19 protein-coding genes are annotated in these 18,131 nt (G+C 62.5%); 13 read left to right on the top strand and 6 right to left on the bottom strand.

Going from position 1 to position 18,131, the window contains the following annotated elements:
• Positions 1 to 72 precede the first annotated feature (72 nt).
• Together gfcR and AB7C87_RS03215 are read left to right on the top strand one after the other, a co-directional pair.
• Positions 73 to 723 (top strand): transcriptional regulator GfcR, encoded by a 651-nt coding sequence (gene gfcR / locus AB7C87_RS03210; protein WP_369727950.1) that lies wholly within the window; start codon positions 73 to 75, stop codon positions 721 to 723.
• A 318-nt stretch (positions 724 to 1,041) separates the two neighbouring features.
• Positions 1,042 to 1,263: a hypothetical protein gene (locus AB7C87_RS03215; protein WP_369727951.1), complete on the top strand. Its 222-nt coding sequence runs from the start codon at positions 1,042 to 1,044 to the stop codon at positions 1,261 to 1,263.
• A 227-nt stretch (positions 1,264 to 1,490) separates the two neighbouring features.
• Here the strand turns inward: AB7C87_RS03215 and AB7C87_RS03220 are convergent, their stop codons facing one another.
• On the bottom strand, positions 1,491 to 2,453 hold the full coding sequence (locus AB7C87_RS03220; RefSeq protein WP_149081329.1) for a transcription initiation factor IIB: 963 nt from the start codon (positions 2,451 to 2,453) through the stop codon (positions 1,491 to 1,493).
• A gap of 162 nt (positions 2,454 to 2,615) precedes the next feature.
• On the opposite strand from AB7C87_RS03220, the gene rnhA reads away from it, so the two are divergent.
• Together rnhA and AB7C87_RS03230 are read left to right on the top strand one after the other, a co-directional pair.
• Positions 2,616 to 3,209 carry a ribonuclease HI gene (gene rnhA, locus AB7C87_RS03225; RefSeq protein WP_369727952.1) on the top strand — a complete coding sequence of 198 codons (594 nt, stop codon included), beginning with the start codon at positions 2,616 to 2,618 and terminating at the stop codon, positions 3,207 to 3,209.
• 88 nt (positions 3,210 to 3,297) lie between these two features.
• Positions 3,298 to 3,936 carry a DUF7108 family protein gene (locus AB7C87_RS03230; protein ID WP_369727953.1) on the top strand — a complete coding sequence of 213 codons (639 nt, stop codon included), beginning with the start codon at positions 3,298 to 3,300 and terminating at the stop codon, positions 3,934 to 3,936.
• Between the two features lie 22 nt (positions 3,937 to 3,958).
• Here the strand turns inward: AB7C87_RS03230 and AB7C87_RS03235 are convergent, their stop codons facing one another.
• Positions 3,959 to 4,318 (bottom strand): PadR family transcriptional regulator, encoded by a 360-nt coding sequence (locus AB7C87_RS03235; protein ID WP_369727954.1) that lies wholly within the window; start codon positions 4,316 to 4,318, stop codon positions 3,959 to 3,961.
• A 196-nt stretch (positions 4,319 to 4,514) separates the two neighbouring features.
• Between AB7C87_RS03235 and AB7C87_RS03240 the strand changes: the two genes are divergently transcribed.
• From AB7C87_RS03240 to AB7C87_RS03265, 6 genes are all read left to right on the top strand, one after another.
• Positions 4,515 to 5,048, top strand: coding sequence for an inorganic diphosphatase (locus tag AB7C87_RS03240; RefSeq protein ID WP_369727955.1), 534 nt, complete (start codon positions 4,515 to 4,517; stop codon positions 5,046 to 5,048).
• A gap of 225 nt (positions 5,049 to 5,273) precedes the next feature.
• Positions 5,274 to 5,405 (top strand): hypothetical protein, encoded by a 132-nt coding sequence (locus AB7C87_RS03245; RefSeq protein WP_369727956.1) that lies wholly within the window; start codon positions 5,274 to 5,276, stop codon positions 5,403 to 5,405.
• 249 nt (positions 5,406 to 5,654) lie between these two features.
• Entirely contained in the window at positions 5,655 to 6,998 is a 1,344-nt protein-coding gene (locus AB7C87_RS03250; protein ID WP_369727957.1) for an alkaline phosphatase family protein, read from the top strand.
• A gap of 114 nt (positions 6,999 to 7,112) precedes the next feature.
• On the top strand, positions 7,113 to 7,580 hold the full coding sequence (locus tag AB7C87_RS03255) for a DUF371 domain-containing protein (protein ID WP_369727958.1): 468 nt from the start codon (positions 7,113 to 7,115) through the stop codon (positions 7,578 to 7,580).
• A 219-nt stretch (positions 7,581 to 7,799) separates the two neighbouring features.
• Positions 7,800 to 8,582: an NRDE family protein gene (locus tag AB7C87_RS03260; RefSeq protein WP_369727959.1), complete on the top strand. Its 783-nt coding sequence runs from the start codon at positions 7,800 to 7,802 to the stop codon at positions 8,580 to 8,582.
• Positions 8,583 to 8,651: 69 nt separating this feature from the next.
• The gene (locus tag AB7C87_RS03265; RefSeq protein WP_369727960.1) at positions 8,652 to 9,002 is read left to right on the top strand and encodes a helix-turn-helix transcriptional regulator; all 351 of its coding nucleotides are present in this window, start codon (positions 8,652 to 8,654) and stop codon (positions 9,000 to 9,002) included.
• 50 nt (positions 9,003 to 9,052) lie between these two features.
• Here AB7C87_RS03265 and AB7C87_RS03270 read toward each other — a convergent pair whose 3' ends face one another.
• The 3 genes from AB7C87_RS03270 to gatC all read right to left on the bottom strand — a co-directional run bounded on the left by AB7C87_RS03270 (position 9,053) and on the right by gatC (position 11,350).
• Positions 9,053 to 9,466, bottom strand: a complete 414-nt coding sequence (locus AB7C87_RS03270; RefSeq protein ID WP_369727961.1) for a DUF8048 family protein — start codon at positions 9,464 to 9,466, stop codon at positions 9,053 to 9,055.
• A gap of 304 nt (positions 9,467 to 9,770) precedes the next feature.
• The gene (gatA, locus tag AB7C87_RS03275; RefSeq protein WP_369727962.1) at positions 9,771 to 11,063 is read right to left on the bottom strand and encodes an Asp-tRNA(Asn)/Glu-tRNA(Gln) amidotransferase subunit GatA; all 1,293 of its coding nucleotides are present in this window, start codon (positions 11,061 to 11,063) and stop codon (positions 9,771 to 9,773) included.
• A gap of 2 nt (positions 11,064 to 11,065) precedes the next feature.
• Complete coding sequence (gene gatC / locus AB7C87_RS03280; protein WP_369727963.1) at positions 11,066 to 11,350, bottom strand: Asp-tRNA(Asn)/Glu-tRNA(Gln) amidotransferase subunit GatC; 285 nt, start codon at positions 11,348 to 11,350, stop codon at positions 11,066 to 11,068.
• A 300-nt stretch (positions 11,351 to 11,650) separates the two neighbouring features.
• Between gatC and AB7C87_RS03285 the strand changes: the two genes are divergently transcribed.
• The 3 genes from AB7C87_RS03285 (at position 11,651) to AB7C87_RS03295 (ending at position 16,772) form a co-directional block, all read left to right on the top strand.
• Positions 11,651 to 13,285, top strand: a complete 1,635-nt coding sequence (locus AB7C87_RS03285; protein ID WP_369727964.1) for an endo-1,4-beta-xylanase — start codon at positions 11,651 to 11,653, stop codon at positions 13,283 to 13,285.
• Between the two features lie 144 nt (positions 13,286 to 13,429).
• On the top strand, positions 13,430 to 15,658 hold the full coding sequence (locus tag AB7C87_RS03290; RefSeq protein WP_369727965.1) for a glycoside hydrolase family 9 protein: 2,229 nt from the start codon (positions 13,430 to 13,432) through the stop codon (positions 15,656 to 15,658).
• Between the two features lie 127 nt (positions 15,659 to 15,785).
• Positions 15,786 to 16,772 (top strand): transcription initiation factor IIB, encoded by a 987-nt coding sequence (locus AB7C87_RS03295; protein WP_369727966.1) that lies wholly within the window; start codon positions 15,786 to 15,788, stop codon positions 16,770 to 16,772.
• A gap of 299 nt (positions 16,773 to 17,071) precedes the next feature.
• Here AB7C87_RS03295 and AB7C87_RS03300 read toward each other — a convergent pair whose 3' ends face one another.
• Positions 17,072 to 17,938 (bottom strand): DUF8008 family protein, encoded by an 867-nt coding sequence (locus AB7C87_RS03300; protein WP_369727967.1) that lies wholly within the window; start codon positions 17,936 to 17,938, stop codon positions 17,072 to 17,074.
• Positions 17,939 to 18,131 lie beyond the last annotated feature (193 nt).

An 18,131-nucleotide genomic window follows, 5' to 3' on the forward strand; every position in this document is an offset into this window, starting at 1 on the left:
CGTTGTGTTTCGACCCTCGGGCGGGAACGAACGACGACACGTCTATAAAATCGGCGTGCGAACCGCTTCGTCATGAAGAACGTCGACGATCTGATCGAGAGTGCGGCTGAGCTTGCAGCGCGAGGGCTATCGAAAGGCGAGATCGCGGACGAACTCAACGTCTCGCGGGAGACCGCGAGCTGGCTCGTCGAGCGAAGCGACGCGGCGCCAACCGAACAGCCAACCCAGACACAAAGCGACCGGCCTGCCAGTGGCCCACAGGACATCCACGTCGACTGGTCGGCGATCGGGCGCGACAGCGGACGGATGGGCCACGTGGCCGCCGCGATGGCGGACCTTCTCGCGAAACACGGTGAGAACGTGGACCTGACGATCGGCATCGAGAAGGCCGGCGGACCGATCGCCACGCTCGTCGCGCGCGAACTCGGGACGGATCTGGGAACGTACACGCCCGCGAAACACCAGTGGGAGGAAGGCGACATCGAAGATCTCGGCGGGACGTTCTCCCGAAACTTCGCGACGATCCGCGATCGCGAGTGTTACGTCGTCGACGACACGATCACGAGCGGCACGACCATGCGCGAGACGATCGAGGCGATTCGCGCCGAAGGCGGGGAACCGCTGGCGTGTGTCGTTTTGGCGGACAAACAGGGGATCGAAACGGTCGACGACGTTCCCGTCTACTCGCTCGTACAGGTCATCAGCGTCGGCAAGGAGGAGTGAGACGGTCCGCTGTCCGCCAGTTCCGACACAACCGCGACCGGACCGACGCTTTCGTCGGTACATCGGTACAGCAAACCGTACGAGATGCGAGGAGAGACACTGATTCAGTTCGTAAGTGCCCGTTGGCTGATGAACCCGCTGTCGGTTGCAGTGAGCGGGTTTCGCAAATAGTGTGTCATGATTGACATACCGGGTCAGTTTCGGCCGGATCGATTCGTATCGCGGCGAAGCGAACGTATGTAACAATCGTTTGACCCTCGAGAGCGTGCAATATGTCCCGCATTCTCTTGTCCTCTCGCCGGGTCGGACCCGATGGCCATGAAAAACACAGACCGCCTGACACGCCGACGGACGATCGCGTTGACCGCCGCAGTCGGTGCGACCGCACTCGCAGGCTGTGGTGACGAAGGACCCGGTGAACCCGACGATACGGCACCCGAAAACGAGGAACCGGTCGACGATCCGGAGGACGATCCCGCAGAGGAGGGCAATGGCGACGATCCGATGGACGAAGAAAACGGCGACGAGGGCGGGGCGTAAGGTCGATCGTCGACCGGATCCGTTTCGCCACGAGCCGCGTCGGTCCACCGTTCTCCCAGTTATTCACCGATCGCGAGACCGGCGTGTCAATCGTTTCAGTTGTTACTACACCTCGAGTGTCGCAAAAAACGTGTGATACGGTTTGGTGTACCGATGTACCGGTGCGGCCGCAGGACGGGTCGCGGTTGCACCGGAAATGACTGACAGCAGACCGTATGAGGACGCGACTAACCGTGGATGCCCATCGCTTCGATCTGTTCTTGGTACCGGTTCCTGATCGTCACTTCCGTCACCTGCGCGACGTCTGCGACCTCGCGTTGGGTCTTCTTCTCGTTGCACAGAAGCGACGCGGCGTAGATGGCCGCGGCGGCGTATCCGGTCGGGGACTTGCCCGAGAGCAGTCCTTCCTCGGCCGTCTTCTCGATGATCTCGTTGGCCTTGGTCTGGACTTCTTCGGACAGTTCGAGTTCAGAACAGAAGCGCGGGACGTACTTTTTCGGGTCGACGGGTCGCATCTCGAGGCCGAGTTCCTGCGAGATGTATCGATACGTCCGACCGATCTCTTTTCGTTCGACGCGTGAGACTTCCGAAATCTCCTCGAGGCTTCGCGGAATTCCTTCCTTTCGACAGGCCGCATAGAGGGCCGAGGTCGCGACGCCCTCGATCGAGCGGCCACGGATGAGGTCCTCTTTGAGCGCGCGTCGGTAGATTACCGACGCGACCTCGCGAACCGAACGCGGGACGCCGAGTGCCGACGCCATCCGATCGATCTCGGAGAGCGCGAACTGCAGGTTTCGTTCGCCGGCGTCTTTGGTTCGAATGCGCTCTTGCCACTTGCGCAGTCGATGCATCTGACTGCGCTTTTTCGAGGAAATAGAGCGACCGTAGGCGTCTTTGTCCTTCCAGTCGATCGTCGTCGTCAGCCCCTTGTCGTGCATCGTCTGTGTCGTCGGGGCGCCGACACGCGACTTCTCCTGTCGTTCCTGGTGGTTGAACGCCCGCCACTCAGGGCCGGGGTCGATTTTCTCTTCCTCCACGACGAGCCCACAATCTTCACAGATGAGCTCACCCCGGTCAGAGTCCTTAACGAGATTCTCCGAGTCACACTCGGGGCAGGCACGTACCCCTTCTTGATCCTCGGTCTCGTCCATCTCACGCGTTCGCTCCCGCTGGCGGGTGGACCGTGTCATCGCACTTTTATAGTAGTATCACCATAGTATATAAACCCTTTGTCTCCGTTTTCTCCCTTCGACGGTTATCGACCAATAATCGGCAGTAGCGGCCCTCACGGGTCGGGTTTACGATTTGAAACCGGAAAGACTTTATCCGGAAATCGGCGATGAACGGGACGAATGCCGGTCATCGAATGCGACGTCGACGATGCTCGCGACCGTCTCGAGGAGGCGGGCGTGACCGTCGAGTCCGGAAACACCGATCACGAGCGCTGGCGCGCGAGCCGCGGGGACGCGACGGCGGTCGCGTACGACGACAAGGTCGTCGTCCAGGGTGGCAATCCGCGGGACCTCGAGGCACTCCTCCGGGAGGGCGGCGGGCGAGCGCACGTCTACTTCGACGGCGGCGCGCGCGGTAATCCCGGCCCGGCGGGGATCGGCTGGGTGATCGTCACGAGCGAGGGCATCGTCGCCGAGGGAAGCGAGACCATCGGCCGCGCGACGAACAACCAGGCCGAGTACGAGGCGCTGATCGCCGCACTCGAGGCCGCCCGCGACTACCGTTACGACGAGATCCACGTCCGCGGGGACTCCGAACTGATCGTCAAACAGGTCCGCGGCGAGTACGACACCAACAACCCGGAACTTCGCGAGCGCCGCGTCACCGTCCACGAACTGCTGGGCTCGTTCGACGAGTGGACGCTCGAGCACGTCCCACGCGAGGTCAACGACCGCGCCGACGCCCTCGCGAACGAGGCGTTAGACCAGCGGTGACCGACCGTTCGCTCGTCTCGCCTCGAGTGCGGTCGCTACCGCGGGACGAAACGAGCACGGAAAGGTTCTCGAGGACGAACGACCGGCCATGAGCGATCTCGACGGACCGAACGGCTCCAGCACCGATCCCCAGCCGGACGACGCAGACGCCAGCGGAACCGGTGACGACGAGGTCCCCGCCGACGTCGTACGCGAGGTCGAACGACTCACGCGCATCGCGCGCTCGACCCCGGACGACAACGAGGCGCGAGCGCGAGAGCGCCGGCGTGAGAAGCTCCTCACGGCGTACGGGTTCACCGCCAGAGTCCGCGAGGACGACACCGACGCGGTCCTCGTGCTCTACCCGGACGAGTGGCGCGAGGACGGCGTCGTCCGCACCGAGCGGATCGAGGACGTCTCGCGCGCGGTCGAGGTATCACTCGAGGGGGCGGGTGACCCGGACGACTGGAGCGTCGTCGACGAACACAATCGCGAACTCGCCGCGCGGGTGGGAAAGCGCCACGGTGACGTCCACGGCGCGAACGCGACCGCGCTCGCGGATTTCGTCGGGAACCATTACGCCAAACGGATCGAGTCGCTGACTGGGCCGGAGCTCTCGGAGTTCTGTACGGAGTATTTTGTTCGCAACGCCTGGCCCTCACAGGACCAGCGCGGCGTCGTCGAAGAATCGATCGAGTTGGTGTACGAGACGGCCGAGGAACCGGTGCCCGAATTCCGGATTCGCTAGGCCGCTCGTCACGCTCGACGGTTCAGTAGCTCTCGTCGATGATCTCGCGGATCTCGTCAGCGCGGTCGTCGTCCGTGACGACCTTCGAGAGCGTCCAGCGGACGCCGTCCAAGACGGCCTCGTAGCCGTCGTCGGTCAGCGAGTACTGGTTGGTTCGCTTGTCGAGTTCGCTCTTTTCGACCAGCCCGAGTTCGACGAGTTCGTCGAGATTCGGGTAGAGTCGACCGTGGTTCACTTCGGTTCCGTAGTACTCCTCGAGCTCGCGTTTGATCGCCAGCCCGTACATCGGCTCCTTCGCGAGGATGGTGAGGATGTTGGTCTGGAACGCGGTGAGTTCACGTGCAATGCTCTGTTCGCCGGTGATTGATTGTGCCTCTGACATACTTCTGTAAATGTCACCAGACTATTTAAGACTTGCCAACCATTTGGTCTTATGGACGGCCAGACGCCGTTTTACCGCTGGTGGCGGCCGAACGGTTCCCGACCGGTCGCGTCTGTCGGCTGTCTGGTAGCCGTCAATTGGGTTTCAAACGTGATTACGAAAGTACTTTTTGATCCACCGCCGACTCTCAGCGTACATGGTCAACCTCTGGGAAGACCTCGAGACTGGACCGAACCCGCCCGAAGAGATCTATGCCGTCGTCGAGTGTCTCAAAGGCGAGCGAAACAAGTACGAGTACGACAAGGACGTCCCCGGCGTCGTCCTCGATCGCGTCCTCCACAGCAACGTCCACTATCCCTCCGACTACGGCTTTATCCCGCAGTCGTACTACGACGACGAGGATCCATTCGACGTGCTCGTCCTCGTCGAGGACCAGACGTTCCCCGGCTGTGTCATCGAAGCCCGCCCCGTCGCCCTGATGAAGATGGACGACGACGGCGAGCAAGACGACAAAGTCATCGCTGTGCCAAGCGAGGACCCGCGCTTCGATCACATCGAAGACCTCGAGGACATCACCCAACAACAACGCGACGAGATCGACGAGTTCTTCGCGACCTACAAGAACCTGGAGGCGGGTAAAGAAGTCGAGACCTTGGGCTGGGAGGACCGTCAGGCGGCTTACGACGCCATCGAACACGCCCAGGACCTCTACGAAGAACACTTCGGGTAGCCTCGTCCGAATCCGAGTGAACCGTCTCCGACCGATTCTCTCTCGACCGAGACGTCTCCGGTCGATTCGTCTTCGGCTGGTACCCCCTCGATGAATTCGTCTTCGACCGGTTCCCTCTCCGCTCATTCGTTTTCGATCGATTCGTTCGAGTTATCCACACTCGAGCGCTCATGCGTTATGAGCATGGGTAATTTTATTCGGATGGCCAGCCTACGTTCTCCCGTTATGGCAGTAACCAACCCGTCCGTCCACGACGCCGAAGCCGGCGACCGAACGGACTCGAGTGCCGGTCTGGCCCACCCGACGGTCGTCCCGACGAACTTCGACCCGGATGCCCCTGGCGGACGAGCGGAGTGATCGCGCTCGAGTCGCTGTCGGCCTCGGTTCCGCGACGGTTCGTCCGCACAGTCCACGATGGCCTCATCAGCGGTTTGCTCGGCGCTTCGGTGTCTTCTTGTCGAAGTCGGTGCGACGTCGGTCTCGCACGCACGGCCGTCACTACCGAGGTGGCAGTAGCGCGACCGGTCTTCAAATAGTTCTGTCCGGCAGTATCAGAACAGTGTCCCGAAACGAACCTTCTTGTATGCGGTCGGACTACGACCGGCCATGGGCCTGTTCGATCGATTGCGGGGGGACGAAACCCCGCGGGTCGCGTTTATCGGAGTCGATGGTGTGCCGTACAGTTTGCTCTCGGAGAACGAAGAACTGTTTCCGAACTTCGCCGCGCTCGCCGACGAAGGGACAGCGAGCGAAATCTCGAGTATCGTCCCGCCCGAATCCAGCGCCTGCTGGCCGTCGTTGACGACCGGGAAAAATCCCGGCGAAACCGGCGTCTACGGCTTTCAGGATCGAGAGGTGGGCACGTACGACACCTACGTTCCGATGGGCGGCGACGTCCAGGCGGATCGCGTCTGGGATCTCGTCCAGGAGGATGGACGGCGTGCGACCGTGATGAACGTCCCCGTCACGTTTCCACCCCAGCGAAACGTCCAGCGGATGGTTTCGGGCTTTCTCTCTTCGGGACTCGAGAAGGCGGCCTACCCCGACGACGTTCGCGACTACCTCGAGTCGATCGACTACCGGATCGACGTCAATCCGAAACTGGGCCACGAGACGGACAAAACGGCGTTCATCGAGGACGCTCACGAGACGCTCGACACCCGTTTCGAGGCGTTCGAACACTACTTCGAGGAGGACGACTGGGACCTCTTTTTCGGCGTCTTCATGACCACCGACCGGGTCAACCACTTTCTGTTCAAAGACTACGAACGCGACGGCGAGTACCGGGAGGAGTTCCTCGAGTTCTACCGGAAAGTCGACGACTACGTCGGCCAACTGCGCGAGATGCTCCCCGACGACGTGACGCTGATCGTCGCCTCCGATCACGGCTTTACGAGTCTCGATTACGAGGTCCACTTCAACGAGTGGCTCCGAGAGGAGGGCTGGCTCTCGTTTCGAACCGACGAACCCGCCGAACTGGGTGACATCGCCGACGAAACGAAGGCGTACTCGTTCATCCCCGGTCGGTTCTACATCAATCTCGAGGGACGGGAGCCCCGCGGATCCGTCCCCGAAGCGGAGTACGACGACGTCCGCGACGAACTCAGAGCCGATCTCGAGGCGCTCGAGGGACCGAACGGCAAGAAGGTCGTCGACCGCGTCGTCGAGAAGGAGACCGCGTTTCGGGGCGACCACGACGACATCGCCCCGGACCTGGTCGTAATCCCCAACCACGGATTCGACCTCAAGTCCGGTTTCAAAGCCGACTCCGACGTCTTCGATACGGGTCCGCGAAACGGAATGCACAGCTTCGACGACACGGCGCTGTACATCGACCACCCCGACGCGAACATCGACGACGCCGACCTCTTCGACATCACGCCGACGATCCTCGACCTGATGGACGTCGAGTATCGCCGGGGAGCGTTCGACGGCGCGAGCCTCGTCTGAGACGGTTTTCGATACCGATTCACGGCACACTCACCGACCGGGTCGCCACAGTTTTTCACCGTCGTCCGATCGACGATCCGTATCCGTTTTCCGACCGCCGGCGTACCCTCGAGTATGGAAGACGAAAACCCGTCGCGTCCGGCGGCCTCGAACGGTGATTCCTCAGGTCTAGAGGAGGTAATCCACGCCCGCGGCCACGAGAACGTCAGCGCCGAGCACGCGAGCACGTTCGAGGTGACGACCGACGACTACCTGACGCCTGCGGGAGATTGCATCCTCGCGATCGAGGCCGACCGCGCGCCCGCGGATTTCGATCCGGCGTTCGTCGAGGCCTGTCGTGACGCCGACGCGACGATCACCGTCACCATCGAGGCGGACGGTCACCGAGAATCGATCGAAGGCCGCGGCGATCCGGACCTCGAGTTGACCAGCGAGCGAAGCGCCGTCGGCCGGACGAGCGAGTACGTCGACGATCGGACGATCCTCAACGGTGCCGAATTCGCCGCCGAGGGAGTCGATCGCGACCTCGTCGAGGCGCTCACAGAAGGCGCGGAGACGACCGTCACGATCGCCGTCGAGTAGTCCGTCTTCGCCCGGGGGCGGCCATCGTAGTCGTTGAAAGTCGATGCCTCCCGCTGGCGATAATCCGCCCGGAGACCGATCCGGTCGTCCGGTCTCCGGGCGCTGTCTGTGAACGGTACGTAAATTGTTTCGGCTGGTACGATATCGACGTCGCCGTCGCTCCGACGAGCGAATCGACGCGCGGACGAAGTTAAGGCACTCGAGTCCCTCCGTTTCGGCGTGTGCACGCTCACGCTCGCCTGGCGGGTGTTCGAGGACGCTCCGGTGGTCGTCGCCGCGAACCGGGACGAATCGCTCGAGCGCGACGCCGACCCACCCGACGTCTACCGGCAGGAGCCGCTGACGGTCGCGCCGCGTGACCGGAAGGCCGGCGGCACCTGGATCGGCTACAACGAGTTTGGCGTCTTTGCCGGCATCACGAACGCGTGGAACGACGCCGACCTCGCGGGTGAGCGGTCCCGCGGCCACCTCGTCGCCGACGTCCTCGGGGCCGAGTCGGCGGCCCAGGCGGGGACGATCCTCGAGGAAGCGACGGCGACCGACGAGTACGACGGCTTCTATCTCGTGATCGCAGATGCAGACGACGCCACGTGTTACCGCTGGGACGGTGAGCTCTCGGTAACTCGGTTCGATCCGGGCGTCCACGTCGTGGTCAACGTCGCTGTCGACGACGCCGTCGAGATTCCGGATACTCGGCCCGACGTCGCCAGAGAACAGGCCGAGAACGCACGGGCGGTCCGACGGGCGCTCTCGCCGCGAGTCGACGCCAATTCGATCGCCGAAACCGCCGCGGAGTGGCTCGAGCGTGGGGCCGCCGTCCTCTCCGATCACGAGTACGGCGTCTGTATTCACGGAGACGGGTTCGGCACGCGGTCGTCGTCGCTGATCACAATTGGCGAGCGAACGAGCTACCGATTCGCGCCGGGTCCGCCCTGTCGGACGGCCTACGAGACGGTCGACGTGGGCTCACGTTCGACGTCCGATATCGAAGGGCACATTTAAGCGGCCTCCTGTACGTTATATACGCATGGACGCACTCCCGCTAGCGGCGAGCACGACGAGGTGGTCACCGTGAGCGTTTCCGCGCTCGAAGCCGAACTCACCGAGGACGAACGCGCCGGCCTCGAACTCGTTCGCGAGACCGGTGGCATCCACCAGAGCGACTTCTGGAAGGAACTCGACGTCTCCTCGCGAAAGGGGAGCCGTATCGTCGAATCGCTCGTCGAGAAAGAACTCGTCGACCGAGAGGAGACGGTCTACGCCGGACACAACACCTACCACATCACGCCGACCGCTCGCGACCTCGAGTTTACGCTGTTGATGGCCGGTGACATGCTCTCACCCTTTATCGGCGAGGAGGAGGTCGATCCGAACAGCGACGCGTTCTCGCAGTGGATCATGAACCTCGCCTACGAGGAGTAAGCCAGTCGCGGTCTCGATTTTGTGTCGGAACTAACGGACGCCAGACCGTCTCACTCGTACTGGCCGAACCGTTCGATCAGTACGAACGGGTCACGTTCGCGATTGTAGTAGGAGACGTCGCCGTCGATCGCTTCGATAATTCGTCTGTGGACCTCACGTGCGGCACGTCCCTCGTCCGGCTCCAGATGGTGGCGTCCGCGCAGATCCGTCCAGAAGCCCCTGTCGAACCACATCAAGGTCTCGTGGCCGGACTGGTAGACGACGTTGCCCTCCTCGGTCAGGCCGTCGGTTGCCAGCTGCCGTCCGGAAAGCTGTGCGCGTGCGAGGACCGCCACGAGCTGGCGCCGGGAAACCGGCGCGTGGAGTGCGACCTCGTCGATCGTTCGTCCAAAATACTCCTCGACGAGGTCACACGACCTCGAGAACTCGTCGAACCCGACTTCCTGATCTCGTGCGATCTTCATGGTAACACCCGACGATGAGGCAGTGTCTCCGTAGAGAGCGCAACGGTACAAAAATCTATCTCTGGATCGAACTGTCTCGGTGAAACACCTCGAACAACACGCTCGCGTCCGTCGACAGCCGAGAAGACGAACGAATCGTCTCCTCGAGAACACCGTCGTCCGTCTCGTACGGATTCCTGTCCCGATGTCCCGGCGGTGAGTCGAACCGTGTGAGACGAGTCTCGGTGGAGGAGTGCAGCGAGTCCACCGTTGCAACCGCCACCCGGGTCGCGGGTGCGCCGGAACTGACTGGCAGTAACCCGTCTCAGGCGAGCGCGCTCGCCGTCCGGATCAACCGTCGCTCGCCGAAAGCCGGGCCGACGAGCTGGAGGCCGACAGGGAGACCGTCGGTCTCGCCGGCCGGAACCGAAATCGCGGGCAAGTCGGCGAGGTTGACCGGCACCGTGTTGGCGTCCGCGAGGTACATCTGGAGCGGATCGTCGAGGCTCTCGCCGAGTTCGAACGGCGGAACGGGCATCGTCGGCGACGCGAGGACGTCCGCCTCCTCGAGTGCCTCGTCGAAGTCCCGTTTGACCCACGCGCGAGCGTCCTGGGCCTTTTTGTAGTACTTGTCGTGGTAGCCCGCCGAGAGCGCGTACGTGCCGAGCAGGATCCGGCGTTTGACCTCGTCGCCAAAGCCTTCCTCGCGGGCTTTCGAGAACGCCTCGTTCCAGTTGCCGTCGTAGCCGCCGGAGTTGCCGTAGCGGACGCCGTCGAAACGGGCGAGGTTCGAGGAGGCTTCCGACATCGCGATGACGTAGTACGCTTCGACCGCGTGTTCGACGGATGGCAACGAGACCTCGTGGTGCGTCGCTCCCTGGGATTCGAGGTCGTCGATCGCATCCCAGAACGTCTCGACGACGCCCTCGTCGGCGCCCTCGAGCAGTTCCGTCGGGACGCCGAGAGAGAGGCCGTCGACGTCGCCGGTGGCCGCGTCTGCGTAGCTCGAGTCTCCGTCCGCTCGAGCGTCCGGGTCGCGTGGCGATTCGCGCGTCGTCGCATCCCGTTCGTCCTCGCCCGCGATGACGTCGAGGAGGGCGGCGGCGTCCACGACGGAGTCGGCGAAGGGGCCGATCTGCTCTAAGCTGTTGCCGTAGGCGACGAGCCCGTAGCGCGAAACGAGGCCGTAGGTGGGCTTGATGCCCACGACGCCACAGAACGCGGCCGGACAGCGGATCGAGCCGCCGGTGTCCGATCCGAGCGCGAGGTCCGCCTCGCCCGCGGCGACGGCGGCGGCCGAACCGCCCGACGAGCCGCCGGGAACGCGGCCAGGTGCGGCCGGGTTGTCGACGGGGCCGAAGTGCGACGTTTCGTTCGTCGTCCCCATCCCGAACTCGTCCATGTTGGCCTTGCCGACGATGGTCGCCCCGGCTTTCTTCAGCCGGCTGACGACCGTCGCGTCGTACGGCGGCACGTACTCGGAGAGCATCTCGGAGCCACAGGTCGTGCGAACGCCCTCGGTAGAGATGTTGTCCTTGACCGCGACGGTTCGACCCGCCAGCGGACCGTCGTCGTCGCCCTCGATCGTCTCCTCGGTGATGAATACGTTTTCGGTCATGATCAGGAGACGTTCGGCCCTTTGAAGTAGCCGTCTTCGGTCTCGGCCGCGTTACGAAGCGCCTCCTCGCTGTCGAGGGAGTCGCGTTCCTCGTCGGGTCGCATCACGTTCGCCAACTCCGCCTCACGGTCGACTTCGGGCACCTCGTCTAGGGTCTCGAAATACTCGAGAATGTCCGCGAACTGGCGCGTGAACTGGTCGACCTCGTCGTCCGCGAGGCCGACTCGAGCCAACTGCGCGACGTGGCGGACCTCCTCGGGGTCGACGGTCTCCGGGCTCTCACTCATGACCGAGAGCAGTCGCCTTCGGAGAGTAAGGGTTTCGATACGGGTACGTGGTCGTCCGACGTGAACACCGTCGCCACGCACACACCGACAGTCATAGTAATTAATTTAATATACTAATATACAGTATATTTATAATACAGCGAGATATTTCAATCGATGGCAGACGATACCCCCACACTAACTGAGCAGTGTCGAGATCGTACTGACTGTATCCCCCCAGATCAGGACCAGCATGAGGACCAGCATGAACGTGTACACGAGGGTGGGCACGAGAATGTGCGCCAGACGCGAGAACAGCGTGTGCCACTCGAGCGACGGTCGTACATGCAGTTACTCGGCGCACTCGGCGTGGCAACCCCGTTGCTTGGTGGTGCAAGCGGGACAGCTACCGCTCGAGCGAGCGAGGACGACTGGGAATCGGCGGCGGACGACCGCATCGAGACGCACCGAACGGGCGACCTCGAGGTCGTGGTTGAAGACAACTCCGGTGAGCCAGTTGCCGACGCCGTCGTCGCTGTCGAGATGGATGAGCACGCGTTCAGATTTGGTGTCGCACTCGATGCCCCGACGTTGCTCGAGGCGGACGAGACCGATCCCTATCGCGAGCACACGCGAGAGCTGTTCAACACTGTCGTCCTCGGCGACCATCACAAGTGGCGGTTTTTCGAGGAGAATCAGGAGATAGCCGACGACGCGACGGCGTGGGCGCTCGAGCACGACCTCGACGTGCGTGGACACGCCTGCCTCTGGGGAAACGTCGACGCGTGGTCGATCCCGCCGGACGTCGTCGACGCCATGGGGATCGACTGGCCCGACGGCGGCGCAACCGACCCTGACTACGACCCCGACTACGTCCGCGAGCGCTCGCTCGAGCACATCGAGGACCTCATCGAGCACTACGGCGACGATATCGCAGAGTGGGAGGTCGTCAACGAGGTGCTCCACGAGACGGCGATGATCGAAGCGGTCGAGGAGGGCCCGGACGAGGTACTCGAGCCGACGGTGGCGGCCACCGCGCCGATTCTCGCAGAGTGGTACGACCGCGCACAAACCGTCGCTGACCGCGAGGGTGTCGGTATCGCCGTCAACGACTACAACACGCTCGAGGGCGACTACGCGGACACGCAAGAAGCGTATCACGAGCAGATTCAGTTCCTGCTCGAGGAAGGTATCGACCTCGACGGCATCGGCTTTCAGTGTCACTTCGACGCGGCGGAGACGCTCGATCCGGAGGCGGCGTATGCGATTCTCGACGAGTTCGCGGAGTACGATGTCGGCTTGCGGATCACCGAGTTCGACACGTTTCAGGAGTTGCAGGGCGTCGAATGGGAGAGCGACGAGGCGAAAGGCGAGTTCCTCTCTCAATTTCTCACAACGGTCTACAGTCACCCCGCAGTCGAGGAGTTCGTCCTCTGGGGACTCTGGGACGGCGATCACTGGGGCGAGAACTTCGACGGCCACGAGGCCGATGCGCCCCTGTTCTACGAGGACTGGGAGCCCAAACCCGGCTACGACGCCTACACGGACCTCGTCTTCGACCAGTGGTGGACCGACGAATCGGGTGCAACCGATTCGAGTGGGCGCTACGAGACGCAGGCATTTTTGGGGACCCACGAGGTCTCGGTGACAGTGGACGAGACGACGGTGACGGAGACGGTCTCGGTTGTTGACGCAGACGGAACGACTGAGATCGTCGTCACGGTCTCCGATGATGGTGAAGATATCTCGGTTGGCGGCTACGAACCGCAGGATACGACGGGCGACGGGTTAGCCAACGATATTACCGGTGATGGACAGACGACCCACGACGACGTTGCCGCCTTCTTCGAGCACGTCGACGCCGATGCGATTCAGGAGAACCCGCAGCTGTTCGACTTTGCTGAAACCGGTAACGTTGGATTCAGAGACGCGCTTGCGCTGTTGCGATCAGTTTGATCCGACGGGTTGTCTCTCGCTCGAGTAGCGAACTTCTATGCTCACACCCCGCTCTCAATCCACTAAATTGCAAATCGTTAAATTAAAAATTAACCAACACTAGGAGGAACTTTTATGATCGTATAACGCGACATAATTTCACGTATGAGTCAGCAACAACGTATGGCGATGGATCGACGGCGGGTACTCCAGGCGATGGGTGGACTCGCGTCCGCTGCGGTCCTCGGCGGGGAGATGACCGGAACTGGGATGGCGGCCCACGACGACGAGTATCGTGGCGTGCGCGTCAATCAAATCGGCTATCCACTCGAGGGCGTCAAACGAGCGATTATCACGTCCCAGGCGATGGACGTCGACGGTGTCTCGACGTTTTCACTCGTCGATGCCGACAGCGGCGAGACGGTCTACGAGGGGGATCTCATGGACGAAAGTCTCGGTGAGGGGCCGGATGCGGACAACCCCTGGGACGATTCGGAGGCAGTGACCGACGAGTTCGGAACCGATCACAGCGTCAAATACGCAAACTTCACCGAGTTCGACGAGCCCGGCGAGTATCAGGTCGTCGTCGGCGACGAGGAGTCCTATTCGTTCGAAATCGCCGACGCGAGCGACCTGTACGCTCCACTGCTTCGGGACGTTGGCCGACTCTATACGCTCAAACGCTCGAGTACCCGTATCGAAGACCCCTACACCGGCCTCGAGATGGGGCCCGGCCACGAGCAGGACGAAGAGGCCATCATCGCCGAACCAATCGGCGACTGGCTCGAGGACTACGAAGCTGGCGAGACGATCAGCATTACCAACGGCTGGTACGACGCGGGCGACTACGGCAAGTACGTCAACCCGACGGGGGTCACCGTTGCCCAACTCATGCTCGCCTACGAGCGCAACCCCGAGTCGTTCCACGCCGGCCAGTTCCACATCGATCACCTCGTCGACGATCCGGAACTCGGTGAGATGCCGGACGTACTCGTCGAGTGCAAGCAGGGCCTGCGCTTTTTGACGCAGATGCAACGACCAAACGGGTCGCTGTTCTACAAACTCGCGGGTAACGAGAGCTTCCCGGACATGGACGTCGCACCCGAAGACGACGATATGGATCGATACGTCTTCGGTACCTCCTCGGCCGGCACGGCCCACGCCTGTGCGGTCTTTGCGATGGCCGCCCGCGTCTACGAGGATCACGACCCCGACTTCGCCCAATCGATGCTCGCACACGCCGAGGACGCCTGGGCCTGGCTCGAGGCCAACCCGGAACTCGTCTGGGAGGAATCGGCAAATCAAGACGAGGGCTCGGGTCGGTACGGACGTGACAGCTTCGACGAACCGGATCGGTTCTGGGCGGCGGCGGAACTGCTGCGGACGACCGGCGACGACAGCTACGACCAGTGGATTCAGGACACTGACCTCGGCTTCGACAGCTTCGAGGGGGAGGTCGACGACCTGCCCTCGGACGAGGAAGCGCCAATCGACTGGAACAATCCGGTTGGACTCGGCCACTACGCGTACTTCTGGGCGGATGGCGACCTCGCCGGCACGACCCACGAAGATACAGAGACGGCTGCAGCGGGACTCAACGGCGCGTACTGGGCAACACAGCGCTATCTCGACGATCCAGCCGCAGACGCCTTCGATGCGTGGTCGACCGGCGTCTACGACCTCTACTGGGGCTGGACCAAATCCGGGCTCTCGCGGGCGCTACAGGGACTCTGGGCGGTCGAAATGCACGAGGAAATCGGCAACGAGTGGATCGCAAACGAGCCGGAAGCCGACGTGATAACGGAGCCACTCCATAACGCCCTCGGGCGCAGTCCAACGGGCTACTCGTTCGTCACCGGCCACGGCGAGCGCTCGACGCAGAACCCACACGACCGCATCGTTCAGAGCCAGGAGATGGACGAGCCGATTCCAGGCATGCTCGTCGGCGGTCCACACCTCAGCGACGGTGTCGAAGACGACGGCACGCTCGAGCATCTCGATGTGGACTCGCCGAGCGACTTCGACCAGGGGCCGCTGCTGGCCTATGCCGACATTCACGACTCCTACGCGACCAACGAGTGGGCGATCAACTACACTGCGCCGCTGTTCATGCTGCTTGCGGAAGTCGTCGGCACCATCGACGAGACGCCCGAACCCGACCCAGTCGAGACGGACGACAGTATTCAGGTCGGCGAGTACAGTACCGGAGACACCACGAGCGACGGCCTGCACAACGATTTTACTGGTGATGGTCAGACCAGTCACGACGATGTGACGGCCTTCTTCGAAAACCTCGAGGACGAGGGCGTCCAGCAAAACCCTGACGCGTTCGATTTCGTCGAGAACGACGAGGTCGGCTTCGCGGACGTAATCGAACTGCTACGGCAGGTGTAGCGATTCGAGAGCGCACCCGATTTCGTGTCTATCAGATGTGTAGATACCACAGGCTTTAAGTATGTTTCGGCCGTTAATAGTGAGCACTGCATAGCGTTTTCACCGATGGTTTGACGGTTTCAACACAATGACTGACTCCACAATCCGAACCCGTAGCGACCAGCGGCGTCACACCGACCAGGAGCAGGAACGGGAGTCCCAGGAGCAAGCAAGCGAACGAGAACAGTGCCCAGAGTGTGGTGGTCGTGTCGTCTCGGACGCCGAGCACGCCGAAACAGTCTGTACTGACTGTGGACTCGTCGTTGACGAGGGCGAAATCGACCGCGGGCCGGAGTGGCGTGCGTTCGACGCCGCCGAAAAGGACGAAAAGTCTCGCGTCGGCGCGCCGACGACGAACATGATGCACGATCAGGGCCTCTCGACGAATATCGGCTGGCAGGACAAAGACGCCTACGGCCGCTCGCTCTCGAGTCGCCAGCGCCAGAAGATGCAACGGCTTCGCACGTGGAACGAGCGCTTCCGAACGCGGGACAGCAAGGAGCGCAACCTCAAACAGGCGCTGGGCGAGATCGATCGCATGGCCAGCGCGCTGGGCCTCCCCGAGAACGTCCGGGAAACTGCAAGCGTCATCTATCGGCGCGCACTCGAGGAGGACCTCCTGCCGGGGCGGTCGATCGAGGGCGTGGCAACGTCGGCGCTGTACGCGGCGGCCCGCCAGGCGGGCACCCCGCGAAGCCTCGACGAGATTTCGGCCGTCTCCCGCGTCGAGAAAGACGAGATCGCCAGAACGTATCGCTACGTGATCCGGGAACTCGGCCTCGAGGTCCAGCCGGCCGACCCCGAGAGTTACGTCCCGCGGTTTGCGAGCGATCTCGATCTCTCGGACGAGACCGAGCGTCGCGCCCGCCGGCTGCTCAAAACCGCGAAAGAAGAGGGGATCCACAGCGGCAAGTCGCCGGTCGGCCTCGCCGCCGCCGCAGTGTACGCCGCCGCGTTGTTGACCAACGAGAAGGTCACCCAAAACGAAGTCAGCGAGGTTGCCAGCATCTCCGAAGTGACGATCCGCAACCGATATCACGAACTGCTCGAGGCCGAAGGCGGCGCGCCGGTGTGATCGATCGGCGACACCCGCTCCGTCTGATTGCACCGACGTCGTTGAGTATCGCTCGAAGTTGGATCGATACCGCTCGCCGAAAATGTAACTCGAGCCGAGATCCGGTGACAGCTGACGTCTTCAGACACAACTCCAACACGGTCACTCGGTGTGGACCGACGATGACCGATCGAGTGACGGACAGACGGGTAGTCGTCCCAGGCAAACCGCCGCAATCGCGCGGGTTTTCAGCGTATCGTGGAGAGTACAGCCCTTCTCAGGGGGCGTGAGCGACCCGGGGACACTCGTCTCCGACGACGTCAGGTGTCTTCGGAAGTGAGCGTTCCACCAGGTATTTCGGCGTCCTCCATCAGCAGAACGCGTCGTTCGGTGTACTCGAGGCCGTTCTTGCGCTGGGATTTCTTCCGCACCGCTAGCCGACTCTTCGAGAGAGCGAGCAGGGCGTCGATCGTCCGCGAGACGAGCTTCTTCGCGTACTCGTCGCTGACGCCACTTTCCTGCCGGCGGATCCAGTGTTTCATCTCGCTCGCGGTCACGTACTCGCGAACACCCGCGCTTCCGTTCTCCCACGGGTTGTCGCCGACGTTCGGATCCACACGTGCCTGCCAGAGCTTCGCTGCCAACCGTGATGGCAACGACGAGGTCGTCGTTCGGAGCAGATCCTCATCCATTCGGGCCAGTTGCTGGATCGGCAAGCAATCGCCGTGAGCGAGCGTCACGTCACCGCCACGCTCGAGTGGATCGTCGCTCTCGGGGAGGCGAAAATACTGCCTGTCGTCGTCTTTGCTGATCCGCTCGAGGCGGCCATCGGCGACGTCGATCTCGCGTTCGTCGACGTTCTCCTCGAGGAGGTGTGCGCCCTTCTCGAGTTCGCGGCCCTGAAGCTCGCCGATGCGGTCTTTGTTCGCGTTCAGCTTCTTTTCGTGGGCGTCTAACCGTGCCTCGATCGGGGTGCGTGTCGCTTCGAGTTCTTCGACCCGCGCCTCGAGACGCTCGTTCGTCGCACGCTCTCGCTCGAGTTCGGCCTCGAAATGGTCGAGACGCGCTTCTTTCCGTTCGAGGCTGGACTCGAGCGTGGCGATCCGCTCGCGAAGCGACTCGAGTTCGTCAGCCAGTGCGGGGATAGTCGATGCGGTCGGTCCGGATTGCTCGGTGGTTGTGCTCATGGTGTCGGTGTCTTCGGGGCGATTAGGAAGACGATACAGCCGGCGCTCAGCCGTCAGAAAATCGGGTCAGGGAATTGACAGGGGAAGACGATCGAATGCGTAACTGGTCGCAGATCGGCGACTCGAGACGTCCCGATCACCAACTCGACCATCGCCTCGGGGTCGACGGCGATTACGCATCGTTCTGGGCCCT

The sequence above is a fragment of the Natrarchaeobius versutus genome (genome assembly GCF_041205745.1).
GTDB lineage: Archaea > Halobacteriota > Halobacteria > Halobacteriales > Natrialbaceae > Natrarchaeobius > Natrarchaeobius versutus.

Bases quoted from the DNA above. Each gene is read 5' to 3' on its own strand.
- AB7C87_RS03230 (WP_369727953.1), top strand. From the start codon at position 3,298: ATGAGCGATCTCGACGGACCGAACGGCTCCAGCACCGATCCCCAGCCG.
- AB7C87_RS03270 (WP_369727961.1), bottom strand. From the start codon at position 9,466: ATGAAGATCGCACGAGATCAGGAAGTCGGGTTCGACGAGTTCTCGAGG.
- gatA (WP_369727962.1), bottom strand. From the start codon at position 11,063: ATGACCGAAAACGTATTCATCACCGAGGAGACGATCGAGGGCGACGAC.
- rnhA (WP_369727952.1), top strand. From the start codon at position 2,616: ATGCCGGTCATCGAATGCGACGTCGACGATGCTCGCGACCGTCTCGAG.
- AB7C87_RS03220 (WP_149081329.1), bottom strand. From the start codon at position 2,453: ATGACACGGTCCACCCGCCAGCGGGAGCGAACGCGTGAGATGGACGAG.
- AB7C87_RS03235 (WP_369727954.1), bottom strand. From the start codon at position 4,318: ATGTCAGAGGCACAATCAATCACCGGCGAACAGAGCATTGCACGTGAA.
- AB7C87_RS03240 (WP_369727955.1), top strand. From the start codon at position 4,515: ATGGTCAACCTCTGGGAAGACCTCGAGACTGGACCGAACCCGCCCGAA.
- AB7C87_RS03250 (WP_369727957.1), top strand. From the start codon at position 5,655: ATGGGCCTGTTCGATCGATTGCGGGGGGACGAAACCCCGCGGGTCGCG.
- AB7C87_RS03290 (WP_369727965.1), top strand. From the start codon at position 13,430: ATGAGTCAGCAACAACGTATGGCGATGGATCGACGGCGGGTACTCCAG.
- AB7C87_RS03245 (WP_369727956.1), top strand. From the start codon at position 5,274: ATGGCAGTAACCAACCCGTCCGTCCACGACGCCGAAGCCGGCGACCGA.
- AB7C87_RS03215 (WP_369727951.1), top strand. From the start codon at position 1,042: ATGAAAAACACAGACCGCCTGACACGCCGACGGACGATCGCGTTGACC.
- AB7C87_RS03295 (WP_369727966.1), top strand. From the start codon at position 15,786: ATGACTGACTCCACAATCCGAACCCGTAGCGACCAGCGGCGTCACACC.
- gfcR (WP_369727950.1), top strand. From the start codon at position 73: ATGAAGAACGTCGACGATCTGATCGAGAGTGCGGCTGAGCTTGCAGCG.
- AB7C87_RS03300 (WP_369727967.1), bottom strand. From the start codon at position 17,938: ATGAGCACAACCACCGAGCAATCCGGACCGACCGCATCGACTATCCCC.
- gatC (WP_369727963.1), bottom strand. From the start codon at position 11,350: ATGAGTGAGAGCCCGGAGACCGTCGACCCCGAGGAGGTCCGCCACGTC.
- AB7C87_RS03255 (WP_369727958.1), top strand. From the start codon at position 7,113: ATGGAAGACGAAAACCCGTCGCGTCCGGCGGCCTCGAACGGTGATTCC.